Here is a 13,630-nt window from a genome sequence, read left to right on the forward strand (position 1 = left end):
ACCGAGGAGCACCCCGTATGCGCATCGCCGTCGCCGGTTCGATCGCGACCGACATCCTGATGACGTTCCCGGGCCGGTTCAAGGACCAGTTCCTCGAAGAGCAGATGCACAAGGTCTCCCTGTCGTTCCTGGTCGACGAGCTGGTCGTCCACCGCGGCGGCGTCGGCGCGAACATCTGCTACGGGATGGCGCAGCTCGGCCAGCCGTCGCTGCTGGTCGGCTCGGTCGGCGCCGACTTCGCCGAGTACGGCGCCGCGCTCGCCGAGGCCGGCGTGGACGTGTCGCACGTGCGCGTCTGCCAGAACGTCCACACCGCCCGGTTCACCTGTACGACGGATCTGGACGCGAACCAGATCGCCTCGTTCTACACCGGGGCGATGGCGCAGGCACGGGAGCTCGATCTCGGCGCGATCCACGCGGCGGCGGGCGGGATCGATCTGGTGCTGATCGGCGCCGACGACCCGGACGGCATGCTGAAGCACACCGAGCTGGCGAAGGCGCACGGGATCGCGGTGGCCGCGGACCCGTCGCAGCAGCTGGCCCGGATGGACGGCGAGGACATCAAGCGGCTCATCGACGGCGCGGAGTACCTGTTCAGCAACGAGTACGAGGCCGGCCTGATGGTGCAGAAGACCGGCTGGAGCCACGACGAGATCCTGGAGCGGGTCGGTGTCCGCGTGACCACCCATGGCGGCGACGGCGTGGTGATCGAGAACACCGGCGGAATCCTGGCCAAGGTCCCGGCCGTGCCGGCGCCGAACCTGGTCGACCCGACCGGCGGCGGCGACGCGTTCCGGGCCGGCTACCTGACGGGCCGTGCCGCGGGCCTCGACCACGAGGCCGCCGCCCAGATCGGCTGCACTCTGGCCACTACCGTCCTCGAGACGGTCGGCACCCAGGAGTACACCCTCGACCGCGCCGCCTTCCTGGACCGGCTCTCCTCCGCATACGGCGCGCCCGCTGCCGCGGCCGCCGCCCAGGCGCTCAACCTCGGCTGAGCACGTCGACGGTGAACGTCGCCTGCTTGCTGTTCGCCAGGCCGACCCTGATTCGATAGCTCCCGAGCTTCGCCGACTTCCGCGGTCCGAGCGTGACGGTCCTGGACCCGTTGAAGAACCGCAGGCCGGTCCGCAGACGCTCGTATCCGATCACCTCACCGCCGCCGCAACTGAAGGACCCGCCGGTGATGAAGATGTTGGTCCCGGACAACGTGAAGCGCCCGTTCTTGAACGTCCCGGTGCAGTCCGCCGCCGGTGCCTTCGTCGGCGCCTTCGTCGGGGCCTTCGTCGGGGCCTTCGTCGGAGTCGGTGTCGGGCGAGGGGTTGGCGTCGGTGTCGGCGTTGCGGTCACCGTCGGGGTTGAAGACTCGGCAACGGGTCCGGCCTGGGAAGGTTCGTCCTGCCAGCCACACCCCGCCAGCACCAGCGCTGCGAGGACGACTGCTGACAACCGCGCGTAACTCATGAACAGCAGCCTGCCGCCTCACGCCGGACCCAGCGCTCACTGTCCGCAACCTGCCATCAGTTCTCGGGGTTGCGAGCCCACAATCCCCGCACATGGCCGATGTGGCGGCGCATGAGTTGTTCGGCGCCTTCGGCGTCCCGGGCCTCGACCAGGTCCATCAGTTCGTGGTGCTCGGCGGCGGACTGGACGAGCCGGCCGCTCTCGACCAGCGGGGTGAGGCCGAGCAGGCGGGTCTGGGAACGGAGGTCCGAGACGACGTCGACCAGTTTCCGGTTGCCGGAGTACCCGAGCAGCGTGACGTGGAAGACCCGGTCGGCCTCGATGTAGGCGATCAGGTCGCCCGCCTCGGCCGCCACCACGATGTCCTCGGCCAGCCCGCGCAGCCGGGGAAAGTCCGCCTCCGGGATCACCGGTACGACGTCGCGGACCGTCGGCGGCTCGATCAGCTGCCGCAGTGACGCCAGGTTGTCCAGGTCCTCGTCGGAGACCTCGGTGACCCGGAAGCCCTTGTTCCGCAGCGAGATCACCAGGCCTTCGCGGACCAGGTCGAGCATCGCCTCCCGCACCGGGGTCGCGGACACCCCGAACCGCGCGCCGAGCATGGGCGCCGAGTACACCTCCCCCGGCACCAGCTCACCGGAGATCACCGCCGCCCGCAGCGCGTTGGCCACGCTGTCGCGCAGGTTCTCCCGCTGTTGCAGCCGCCGCACACTCGGCAGCGGCCCGATCGAATCGGCCGACATCGCTCACCTCCCTCGCCGCATCGTCGGCCCCATTCTGCGGCACCTGGTGCCGCAGGGACCGGTCAACCCGCCCGTACGCCGCCACCCACCGAGCGGACCAGCTCGGTCAAACGGTTGAACACCCGTTCGGCCGACAGCCCGTCGTGCTCGTACTCGTTCGTCACCCAGACCTGCAGGTTCCCGACCCGCGAGGCGGTGTCCAACTGCAGCCCCGAGTCGACGTACATGTCGTCGTAGTACACCGCCGCAGCGACCGGTACGTCGTTCGCCGCCAACCGGTCCAGGTCGTACAGCGGCGACCACCGCGGACGCGACGCCAGGGCCTCCACCGCAGCCTGGAACGGTCGCAGGATCCGGATCTCGGCGAACATCCAGGGGTACATCATCTCGCCGGTGAACAGCAGCGGCCTGGCGTCCTCGGCGAACTCCGGATGCCGCGCCCGCTCGGCTTCGGCCGCCCAGCCGGTGGCGCCGTCGCCGGACCCGTAGATGCTCTCCTGCAGCGCGGCGAACAACGGGCCGTGCGCATACGACGACCTGTCCATCACCTGGCTCAGGAAGGTGTCCGAGAATTCGCCGGAGTCGAACGCCTCGTCGACCAGCCAGTGCATCCGCTCGTACCCGGGCTTCATCCCGAAGTCGATCCCGAGCGACTGGAACCGCCGTACCGTCAGCCGATCGCCGTCCGGCAGCCGTACGTCGTCCGCCGTGAGCCGGTCCGCGATCGCGGCGACCCGTTCCACGTTGTGCGGGTACCGCCGGTAGAACTCCCGGTTCTTCGCGGCCACCCGGGGATAGGTGCGCCGGTAGACCTCGGCCGCGGACGGCTCGATCGAGGCCAGCCCGCCGGTCACGTAGCAGGCGGTCAGACCCTCAGGGGCTTGCGAGAGGTACGTGAGGGTGAGGAACCCGCCGTAGCTCTGGCCGAGTGTCGACCACTTGACCCCGCCGAAGACCGTCGTCCGCAGGTGCTCGGCGTCGCGCACGATCGAGTCCGCCCGGAAACAGGCCAGGTAGTCCGCGCCCTCCTCGGCAGTGCCGAACGACGCCATCCGCCGGCCGGAGATCGGCGTACTGCGGCCTGTTCCACGCTGGTCGAGCAGAATCACCCGGTAGGTCTTCAGAGCCTCCCCGATCCACCCCGACGGCTCGGCCGGACGCGGCGCCTTGCCGCCCGGTCCGCCCTGCAGGAACAGCAGCAGCGGCAGGTCCTCGTCCCGCCGGACCGGGTCGACGAGTTCGCGCGCGAAGACCGTGATCGTCTCGCCGGGGTCGGACCAGTCCAGCGGCACGTCGACCGTGTGCTCGCGGACGTGCATCCCCGGGATGGTGTAGCTGATCATCGAGCCTCCTTCGCCCGGCGCTTTCGGTCCCACTCCGGGTTGATCCGGGGTACGGCGGCCAGCAGCGTCTTCGTGTAGTCGTCGCAGGGCTGCCCGAACACCTGGTCGCGTGAGCCCAGCTCGACGATTCTGCCCTTGTTCATCACCGCGACCCGCTGCGCGATCTGCCGGACCACGGCCAGGTCGTGCGCGATGAAGATGTAGCTGAACCCGCTCTCCCGCTGCAGCCGCATCAGCAAGTCGAGCACCTGGGCCTGGATCGACACGTCGAGCGCCGACACCGCCTCGTCGCAGATGACCAGCTTCGGGTTGACCGCGAGCGCCCGGGCGATCCCGATCCGCTGCGCCTGACCGCCGGAGAACTGGGCCGGGTACCGCTGGCAATGGTCAGGGTTCAGCCCGACCCGCTCCATCAGTTCCTGGGTGAACCTCCGCCTGCCACCCTTCGGGGCGATGCCCTGGTAGGTCAGCGGCGCGGTCACGATCCGCTCGACCGTGTACCGCGGGTTCAGCGACGAGAACGGATCCTGGAACACCACCTGCACGTTGTTCCGGAACCGGGCCAGCTCCTTGCCACCGGCGTGCGTCACATCCTGGCCGTCGAACTCGACCGTCCCGCTGGTCGGCTCCAGCAACCGCGCCGCGATCCGGGCCGTGGTCGACTTCCCACTGCCCGACTCGCCCACGATCGCCAGGGTCTCGCCCAGGGCGACGTCGAAGCTGACCTTGTCGACCGCGGTGAACGTCCCCTTGCGGGCCAGCACTCCTTCGCCCCGGGTGACGAACTCCTTGGTCACCTCGCGAACCTCGAGCAAACTCATACGGCCCCACTTCCGGACGGCACCTCGTCGTCGATCCTCGGTACGGCGTCCAGCAACGTCCGCGTGTACTCGTGCCGCGGATCCGAGAACACCTGCTCGGCCGTGCCGTACTCGACCGGCTCGCCGGCACACATCACCAGCACCCGCCGGGCGATCGAGCTGATCACCGCCAGGTCGTGGGTGATGAAGATCATCCCGGTCCCGGTGGTCGACTGCAGCTCGGCCATCAGCTCCAGGATCTGGGCCTGCACGGTGACGTCGAGCGCGGTCGTCGGCTCGTCCGCGATCAGCAGCGACGGCGAGCAGCACAACGCCATCGCGATCATGATGCGTTGCCGCTGGCCACCGGAGAACTGATGCGGATAGTGGTCGATGCGCCGGCCCGGTTCGGGGATGCCGACCCGTTCCAGCGCCTCGATCGCCACTCGCCGGGCCGCCCGGCGTGATCCGCCGCGGTGCGCCCGATACATCTCCTCGATCTGCAACCCCACGGTGTAGTACGGATTCAGCGACGACAACGGATCCTGGAACACCATCGAGATCGCGTTGCCGCGCACCGACTGCAACTCCCGCTCCGACCGGCCGAGCAACTCCGCGCCGTCCAGCCGGATGCTTCCGGTGGTCCGCGCGCCACGGGGCAGCAACCCGAGTACGGCGAGTGCCGTCATCGACTTGCCGGACCCGGACTCGCCGACGATGCCGAGCGTCTCGTCCCGCCCGACCGTGAACGACACGTTCTTCACCACGTCCACCGGCCCGCGGCTGGTCGGCAGCGTGACCGTCAGGTCCTCCACCACGAACAGGTCATCGGTCATGACGACGTCACTCTCACTCTGGGGTCGAGCGCGGTGTAGACCAGGTCGACGATGACGTTGCCGATGACAACGAAGAAGGCGGCGAGCAGGGTGACCGCCATGATCACCGGCTGGTCGTTCTTCGCGATCGAGTCGGCCGCCATCTTGCCGATCCCGTTCAGCCCGAACACGGTCTCGGTGATCAGCGCGCCGCCGAGCAGCCCGGCGAAGTCCATCCCGAAGATCGTGGTGATCGGCGTCAACGCCGGCCGGAGGGCGTGCCGGCGCAGGACGAGCGGCCGGCTCAGCCCTTTGGCTCGTGCGGTGCGGAAGTAGTTCTCGGACAGCGTGTCGATCACGTTCGACCGGGTCAGCCGCGCGTACAGACACGCATATCCGACGGCCAGCACGGTCCACGGCATGATGTAGGACTCGAACCACAGCATCGGGTCGTCGGCGAACGCGGGCGCCGACGGGAACGGCAGCACCTGCAGCTTCACCACCAGCACGAACTGGAGCACCAGGGCCAGCACGTAGTTCGGGATGCTCACCCCACCGAGCGCGAGCGCCATCGCCGTACGGTCCCACCACGTACCTTGCTTGATCGCACTGATCAGACCGCCGATGACACCGGCGAGCAGCCACAGTACGGCGGCGCCGACAGCGACCGTGATGCTGACCGGGAGCCGCGCGGTGATCATCGTCCACACCGACTCGTTCGTCTGGAAGCTGTAGCCGAGACAGGGCGCCGAGCAGTGCACGGACCCGTAGTCGCGGCCGGCGAAGATGCCCTGCAGGAACTGCCAGAACTGAGTCAGGATCGGCTGGTTCAGACCCAGGACGTCGCGGATCGAGTCGATGCGTTCCGGCGTACAGGTCTTACCGCAGATCATCACCGCCGGATCCGGGGACAGCTTGAAGAAGATCAGGTAGGTGAACAGGCACACGGCCAGCAGGATGAACACCACCCCGCCCAGCCGGGCGAGCACATAACGGGTCATGCGGCGGCCTCTCCCTGGTCGACCACGGAGCGGATCTTGTCGCCCAGGACCGTCAGCGACAGCACGGTGAGGAACAGGAACGCGCCCGGGATCGCGAAGAACATCGGATCGACCGAGTACCAGCTCACCGAGCTCGAGATCATCTGACCCCACGACGCGGTCGGCGGCGAGACACCGACCCCGAGGAAGGACAGCCCCGCCTCCGTGCCGATGTAGCCGGGGATGGCCAGCGTCGTCATAACGATGATCGAGCCGCGCAGGTTCGGCAGGATCTCCCGGAACACCACCTGGACGTCCCTCGCCCCGGACGCCCGGGCCGCCTCGACGAACTCGCGGTTGGCCAGCGTCATCGTCTGGCCGCGGATCACCCGGGCCAGGTACGGCCAGCCGAACGCGCTGATCACGATCACCAGCAGCAGCGGGCGGTTGCCGGCCGGCAGCGACGACAGGATCGCGATCATGAAGATCAGCGCCGGGAACGCCATCAGGAAGTCCATCAGCCGGGAGATCACCTGGTCGACCCAGCCGCGGTAGAACCCGGCCAGCATGCCGAGCACGACACCGAGGATCCCGGTCAGCACGGTCGCCGACAGCGAGATCGTGATCGAGACCCGGGCGCCGTACACGATCCGGGCGAACAGGTCGCGGCCGTTCTGCGGCTCGACGCCGAACCAGTGGCTCCCGCTGATCCCGCCGAGCGCGCCGTGCGGGACGCCGCCGAGATCGGAGTTGATCGCCGCCGAGTCGAACTCGTACGGCCCCCAGCCGCTGAGCTTGGTGATCAGCGGCGCGGCGACGGCCATCAGGACCACGATCGCCAGGAACAGCACGCAGGCCAGCGCACCCTTGTCCCGGGCGAGCGTGGTGAGGATCCGCCGGGTCGAGGTCGGGGGACCCCCGGCCGGAGCCGGGGTCCCCACCTCCTCGACCTCGAGCAAGGCCGCGCCAGTACCAACGGTCGCGGTCATCGGCTACTTCCCGGCGTCCGCGAGGCCGACCGAGACCAGGTCGATCCCGCCGGAGAACCCGTCGTGCAGGTAGGCGCCGGCGATGTTGCTGCCGACCAGCATCAGCACCTTCTCGTACAGCAGCGGGACGACCGGGGCGAGCTCCATGATCTGCTTGTCGAGTTCGCCGTACGCCGTGTTCGCGGCCTCGACGTCGGTCATCGCCGCGATCTCGTCGATCTTCGCGTTGACGCCCTTGTCGTTCAGCTGGGCCAGGTTCGAGTTGCCCTTGGCGGTGATGTTGCGGCCGTCGAACAGCGGGGGCAGGAACGTCGCACCGGACGGCCAGTCCGGGCACCAGCCAGTGATCGCCATGTCCTTCTGCTGCGACGGCGTACCGATCACCTCGTAGTACGTCGAGGTGTCGATCGGGTTGATCTTGACGGTGATCTTCAGCGGCTCCAGCGCCTGCTGGATCGCCACCGCCATCGCCTGCATCTTCGGCTGCGTCCGGGTGTCCAGGGTCAGGGTGAAGCCTCCCGCGACGCCGGCCTCGGTGAGCAGCGCGCGGGCCTTCTCCAGGTCGCCCTTGTGGTCCGGGCTCGGGTACGGGTCGTAGTCCACCCGCCCGGCAACGGTCGGCGGCTGGATGCTGGTCGCGATGTCGGCCAGCGTCGATCCGCCGACCGCGTCGCGCACGGTCTGCTTGTTGACCGCGAAATTGATCGCCTGCCGGACGCGGACGTCGTTCAACGGCTTCTTGGTGGTGTTCAGGCCCATGTACGTCGTACAGCCGCCGAGCCCGGACATCGTGCGCTGCTTGAGCTGCGGGGTCTGGATCCGGGCCACGCTCGCGGCCTGGACGGTGCCCGCGATCGCGTTGGCGTCGGTGCCCTGGCCGGCGATCATCCGCTCGTCGATGGTGGCCGGGTCGAGGCCGAACGTCCACTGGAACACATCCGGGTTCGCGGTCCGCACGTCATCGGTCTTCTTGTCCCACTTGTCGTTGCGGACCAGCTTCAGCGACGCGCCCGGCTTGTACTCGGCCAGCTTGTACGGGCCGGACGCGATCGGCTTGCTGTCCAGCTGGTTGCCCGCGCCCTGCCCCTTCGGCACCGGGACGAAGGTGTTCTGCGCGACCACGCTGCCGAAGTCGGCGTACGGCTTCTTGAGCCGGAAGACGACGGTCTTCTCGTCCGGTGTCTGGATCGTCGGCAACTCGCCCGACTTGTACGGGCCCTGGTAGTTGGCCGGCGCGTCGATGAGCTGCTTCGCGTACGGCGACCCGATGCCGACCTCGGGGTCCCAGGCCCGGGACACACCCCACTTCACGTCGGCGCTGGTGATCGGCGCACCGGTCTCGAAGAACAGCCCGTCCTTCAGCGTGAACGTCCAGGTCTTGCCGCCGTCCGACGGCTTGCCGGTGTCGGTGGCCAGGTCGGGGACGATCTTGGTGCCGTCGGCACCGGGTGCCGCACCCTGGGTGGTCAGCGTCCGGTAGATGAGCCGGTAGAAGTTGTTGACACCACCGTCGAAACCCCGGGCCGGGTCGAGGTGGGAGAAGCCCGCATTCGCGAGCACTTGGAGTGTTCCGCCCTGCGCGGCCTTGCCGCCCGGACCGGCCGAGCCGGCCGCACCGGTCGCACCGCCGCCGCCTGAGCAGGCGCTAAGCGCCAGCACACCGGACAGTGCGAGCCCCACCAGCATGGATCTCTTCATTTGCCTTCTTTCAGTTCGCGGCGCGCAGCCATACACGCATGGCCAAGGCCTGACGGTTCCCCCAGAGGAAGTACGGCACCAACGTCGCCGGCACTTCGTCGACAGCGGTCTGCGCCTCCTGGTCAGTCATCACGGGATACAGTTCCTGCGCCGGCGGAGGCGCCACTCCGGCTGTCACTTCGAGCACAACCGCGTCCACCCCGCCGACAGACCGCCCGTGCGCGGTCGCCTCACTCACCGCAGCAGGCGTCAACAACAGGTCGTCGACCGCCACGCTCGTATCTTGTTGCTCAACGCAATAAACAAGCGGCCCCCGGGCCACCGCGATCGCTCCCCGCGTCGCATCCAGATACGGATGCGACCCATGCGCCCTGGCCCCCATCGGCAACCTCACCCGAACGGTGTCCCCAGCAACAAACCCCCTCCGCACTACCGCCCACCCCTCCCGCCCGACCGCCCCACCGACGTCCCCATCCGCCGCGGCCCCGTGCCCCGTCGCACCCCCACGCACAACTCCCTGAGCCGCGTCCGCTCCTTGAACCCCGCCCGTCGCGGCGCCGCCAGGCGCCGCGACGGGCGGAAGCAGTTCGGCTCCGGCGGCCCACGCCGGGATGCGCAGGGCGATTCCCCGCTCCTCCTCCGGCGCCTTGTCGATCGTGACGACGACCTCGCCGTCCCACGGGTAGTCGGTTCGCACCGTGACGGCGAAATCTCCGGCGTCGATGTGCGCGTCGGCGTACACACCGAGGTAGAGCGTGTCCGAGGTTCGTGCGGCGACGTGGTCCTGGAGTTCGGACATCCAGCGGATGATGTTCGGCGGGCAGCACGGGCAGCCGAACCACGACCGCCGCAACGGCTCACCACCGCTCTCGGCACCCGACCGCTGCTCGTGATCCGGCCGCCGCTGCAACGGGTTGTCGTAGAAGAACGCCGTACCGTCGGCCGAAAGCCCCACCGCATAAGCGTTGTAGAGCACGGTCTCGTAGACATCGAGGTACGACGCCTTGCCGGTCGCGAGGAACATCCGCCACGCCCACTGCATCGTCGCGATCGCGGCACACGTCTCGGCGTACGCACGCTCCGACGGCAGTTCGTACCGGTCGCCGATCGCCTCGTCCGAGTGCCGGCTGCCCAGACCTCCGGTGAGGTACAGCTTCGTCGCGACCATGTCGTCCCAGAGCCGCTCCAACGCCTCGAGCAGCGTCCGGTCCCCGGTCTCGAGGTACACGTCGGCAGCACCGGCCGCGAGATAGGCCATCCGTACGGCGTGGCCGGTGACGGACGGGAGTTCGCGGAACGGCGCGTTGTCCTGGAAGTACTCGGCCGGGAAGATCGTGTGCTTCAGCTTCCCCCGACCACGCCGGTCGACGAACAACTCCGCCTGCGTCAGGTACTCCTCGACGCCGGTTTCTCGATACAACTCGACCAGCGCCATCTCGACCTCGGGGTGCCCGTCGACGACCTCCTCGCCGTCCTTGCCGAACTTCCGTACGACGAGGTCCGCGAACCGGCCGGCGATGGTCAGCAATCTGCTGTCGCCGAGTTGACGCTGCGCCGCGACGGCGGCCTGGATGAGGTGACCGAGGTTGTAGAGCTCGTGCCCCCAGCCGAGGTCGGACCACGGTTGCTTGGGCTGGTCCGGGTCCTGGAAGTACGAGTTCAGGTAGCCGTCGTCGGCCTGCGCCTGCTCGAGGAGGCCGACCACCTCGTCGAAGAACTCCTGCGCTCCGGCCGGGGCGTCGTCGCGGCCGATCTCGTAGGCGAGCCCTTCGAGCGTCTTGTACAGATCGGTGTCGAGGAACGGGTACCGCCCGCGGTAGGCCCCGACCGACGGATCCGCCAGCCGCCGCAGGTTGTCCAGGTTCCCCGCCTTCCGCAACTCGCCGCTCGCATGCGGAACCGTCGCCTCCCGATTCCGCCGCTGCCAGTCCCCCAGCAGCCCGCCCGTCAGCTCCACCCGGTCAACCGGCGTGACCACACCCGCGCTCGTCCACACCGCTCCACTCATCCACCCACTCCAGTACCGTGTGACATTGCACAGACCCTAAGTGCAATGTCACACCTTGCCAAGGGCTTCCCCAGGTGTTTACAAGCTCGTCACAACCGCCGACCCCCGGTTACCGCCCCACGCCCTGTGGCCTCAGCGGTGCCGGGGGCGGCCCGGCGCTCATGGTCAGCCAGGTCGGGCAGGGCGGCGGGTGCTGGCTTACAGGCGTGGGTCGACCGGCTCCGACTCCAAGGCGAGGACGGCGAAGACGCATTCGTGGATGCGCCACAACGGCTCGCCGCGGGCGGCTCGGTCGAGAGCCTCGAGACCGAGGGCGTACTCGCGCAGGGCCAGGGAGCGTTTGTGGCCGAGGTTGCGGTCGCGGAGGCGGTCGAAGTTGGCCGGCTCGGTGTAATCGGGGCCGTAGATCAGGCGCAGGTACTCCTGCCCGCGCACCTTCAGCCCGGGCTGCGCCAACCCCTTGGCCGTGCGGGTGAAGTTGGCGGCCGGCTTCACCACCATCCCCTCGCCACCGGCCCCGGTGAGCTCCTCCCACCACGCCACCCCGGCATCCCAGTTGCCGGCATCGACGAACAGCCGTCGGGTCGGCGTGACCACCGACGGGCCGGCGGCGACCAGACGATCCGCGATCCCGAGGTGCCACGAGTGCGGCCTGTCCTGGTACGTCGTACCCTCCGAAGCCAGCACCTGGAACGGCGCCAGCCGAACCCCGTCGAGCCCCGCGGTCGGCCAGCAGTACCGCCGATACGCTTCGGTGAAGCGGGCGGCGTTCGTCGTACGGCGCTGGATCCGTGCCAGCTGCTCACCGACATCCAGCCCGGCCGCGACCGCAGTCTCCAGCGCCGCGGTTGCCGCTGGCAACGACGTACGAGCGGCCGCGCCGACGGCGGCGTACTGGTTCCGAAGCAGGTCCTCGGCTTTGGCGCTCCACGGCAGCAGCTCGGCGTCGAGCAGGAGCCACGAGGTGTCCAGCTCCTCGAAGACGCCGGCGTCCGTGACGACCTCGCGTAGCCGCAGCAGTAGCTCATCGGTCAGGGGCGCGTCGAAGAACGACCGCCCGGTGCGAGTGTGCACCGCACCGCGGCCGGCGAGGCCGAAGCGTTTCTCCGCGACGTCGTCGTCGCGGGTCAGCAGTACGACGGCACGCGAGCCCATGTGCTTCTCCTCGCACACCAACTCGGTGACACCCTGAGCGCGGTAGGTCTCGAAGGCCTGCAGCGGATGCTCGAGCAGGCCCGGTACATCCGATGTGGTCACCGGGCTCATCGTCGGCGGCAGGTAGAGCAGGAACCGCGGGTCGATCGCGAACCGGCTCATCACCTCCAGCGCCGCCCCAGCCTGCTCGGCACGGATGCTGAGCCGTCCGTGCGTCGCCGTCTCGATCACCCGGCGGCCGGTGACGTCGGTGAGCTCGAGCACGTCCGGCTCCCGCGTCGGCGCGGTTGCCACGTGCAACGGTTTCGCGGGCGCGTAGTACTCCTGGGCAGCCTGGACCGAGACGAGCTCGCGTTCCGGGTACCGCAGGGCGGTCAGCGATCCGCCGAACACACACCCGGTGTCGAGGCAGATCGTGTTGTTGATCCACTCCGGTTCCGGCGTCGGCGTGTGACCGTAGACGACCATGGCGCGACCGCGGTACTCGTTCGCCCACGGATAGCGCACCGGCAGGCCGAACTCGTCGGTCTCGCCGGTCGTCTCGCCGTACAGGCAGAACGAACGCACCCGGCCGGACGTACGGCCGTGCATCCGCTCGACCAGACCGGCGTGCGACACGACCAGCCGGCCGCCGTCGAAGACGTAGTGCGAGATCAGACCGTCGATGAACGTCTCCACCGCCTCGCGGAACTCCGGCGGCTCGTCGGCCAGCTGCTCCAGCGTCGTCTCGAGCCCGTGGCTGATCCTGACGTTGCGGCCGCGGAGTGCCCTGAGCAGCTTGTCCTCGTGGTTGCCGGGGACGCAGTACGCGTGGCCGTTGGCAACCATTCCCATGACGAGCCGGAGTACGCCGGGAGTGTCGGGACCGCGGTCGACCAGGTCCCCGACGAACACGGCGCGACGATCCGGATGTACGGCGTCGATCGCGCGGCCGGCGTCGTCACGGGTGAAGGTGTAGCCGAGTTGCGCGAGTAGTTCCTCCAGTTCGGGGCGGCAGCCGTGGACGTCGCCGATGATGTCGAACGGGCCGGTCCGGTCGGTGAGGTCGTTGAACAGCCGGGTCCGTTCGATGCCGGCGGCATCGATCTCCTCGACGCTGTCCAGCACGTGCACGGTGCGGAACCCCTCACGCTTGAGGCTGCGCAGACCGCGCTTCAGTTGCGAACGCTGCCTGGCGACCACCTTCGCGCCGAACTGCCGGTCCCGCCGCTGTTCGTTGCGTTCGATGCACACCCGCTCCGGTGGATCCAGGACGATGGCCACCGGCAACACGTCGTACTCGCGGGCCAAGGTGACGAGTTCCTTGCGTGCGTCGGGCTGGACGTTGGTCGCGTCGATCACGGTCAGCCGGCCGGCCGCGAGGCGTTTGGCGGCGATGAAGTTCAGCACCTCGAAGGCGTCCTTGGTGGCGGCCTGGTCGTTCTCGTCGTCGGACACCAGCCCGCGGCAGAAGTCGCTCGAGATCACCTCCGTCGGCAGGAAATGCCTCCGCGCGAACGTCGACTTCCCCGACCCACTCACCCCCACCAGCACCACAAGACACAGTCGTGGGATCTCAATGGTCGCCATTCAGTTCACCACCTCACCGGAAACCGCCGGATCGCGCGGCTGCGTCGCGCCGTGCATGTCCAGGTA

11 protein-coding genes are annotated in these 13,630 nt (G+C 68.8%); 1 reads left to right on the forward strand and 10 read right to left on the reverse strand.

Annotation, left to right across the window (positions count from 1 at the left end; genetic code table 11):
- The first annotated feature begins 17 nt into the window (after window positions 1-17).
- Window positions 18-998, forward strand: coding sequence for a carbohydrate kinase family protein (locus ACYVOK_RS20250; protein WP_460664038.1), 981 nt, complete (start codon window positions 18-20; stop codon window positions 996-998).
- On the opposite strand, the gene ACYVOK_RS20255 is transcribed toward ACYVOK_RS20250, so the two are convergent.
- The 10 genes from ACYVOK_RS20255 to ACYVOK_RS20300 all read right to left on the reverse strand — a co-directional run bounded on the left by ACYVOK_RS20255 (window position 985) and on the right by ACYVOK_RS20300 (window position 13,564).
- The gene (locus ACYVOK_RS20255; RefSeq protein WP_460664039.1) at window positions 985-1,464 is read right to left on the reverse strand and encodes a hypothetical protein; all 480 of its coding nucleotides are present in this window, start codon (window positions 1,462-1,464) and stop codon (window positions 985-987) included. The two genes, ACYVOK_RS20250 and ACYVOK_RS20255, sit on opposite strands and share 14 nt — an antisense overlap.
- A gap of 56 nt (window positions 1,465-1,520) precedes the next feature.
- Complete coding sequence (locus ACYVOK_RS20260; RefSeq protein ID WP_460664040.1) at window positions 1,521-2,207, reverse strand: GntR family transcriptional regulator; 687 nt, start codon at window positions 2,205-2,207, stop codon at window positions 1,521-1,523.
- Between the two features lie 62 nt (window positions 2,208-2,269).
- A complete protein-coding gene (locus ACYVOK_RS20265) occupies window positions 2,270-3,550 on the reverse strand; it encodes an alpha/beta fold hydrolase (RefSeq protein WP_460664041.1) in 1,281 nt (426 codons plus the stop codon).
- Window positions 3,547-4,371 carry an ABC transporter ATP-binding protein gene (locus ACYVOK_RS20270; protein WP_460664042.1) on the reverse strand — a complete coding sequence of 275 codons (825 nt, stop codon included), beginning with the start codon at window positions 4,369-4,371 and terminating at the stop codon, window positions 3,547-3,549. Before ACYVOK_RS20270 ends, ACYVOK_RS20265 begins: the two co-directional genes overlap by 4 nt.
- Entirely contained in the window at window positions 4,368-5,186 is an 819-nt protein-coding gene (locus ACYVOK_RS20275; protein WP_460664043.1) for an ABC transporter ATP-binding protein, read from the reverse strand. The genes ACYVOK_RS20270 and ACYVOK_RS20275 overlap by 4 nt, the downstream gene beginning before the upstream one ends.
- The gene (locus ACYVOK_RS20280) at window positions 5,183-6,166 is read right to left on the reverse strand and encodes an ABC transporter permease (protein WP_460664044.1); all 984 of its coding nucleotides are present in this window, start codon (window positions 6,164-6,166) and stop codon (window positions 5,183-5,185) included. The genes ACYVOK_RS20275 and ACYVOK_RS20280 overlap by 4 nt, the downstream gene beginning before the upstream one ends.
- Window positions 6,163-7,134, reverse strand: a complete 972-nt coding sequence (locus ACYVOK_RS20285; RefSeq protein WP_460664045.1) for an ABC transporter permease — start codon at window positions 7,132-7,134, stop codon at window positions 6,163-6,165. The genes ACYVOK_RS20280 and ACYVOK_RS20285 overlap by 4 nt, the downstream gene beginning before the upstream one ends.
- Window positions 7,135-7,137: 3 nt before the next feature.
- On the reverse strand, window positions 7,138-8,832 hold the full coding sequence (locus ACYVOK_RS20290; protein ID WP_460664046.1) for an ABC transporter substrate-binding protein: 1,695 nt from the start codon (window positions 8,830-8,832) through the stop codon (window positions 7,138-7,140).
- Window positions 8,833-8,842: 10 nt separating this feature from the next.
- The gene (locus ACYVOK_RS20295) at window positions 8,843-10,840 is read right to left on the reverse strand and encodes a glycoside hydrolase family 127 protein (RefSeq protein ID WP_460664047.1); all 1,998 of its coding nucleotides are present in this window, start codon (window positions 10,838-10,840) and stop codon (window positions 8,843-8,845) included.
- Window positions 10,841-11,038: 198 nt separating this feature from the next.
- Window positions 11,039-13,564, reverse strand: coding sequence for a polynucleotide kinase-phosphatase (locus ACYVOK_RS20300; RefSeq protein WP_460664048.1), 2,526 nt, complete (start codon window positions 13,562-13,564; stop codon window positions 11,039-11,041).
- Window positions 13,565-13,630: the final 66 nt, after the last annotated feature.

It is taken from the genome of Kribbella swartbergensis (assembly GCF_054784135.1).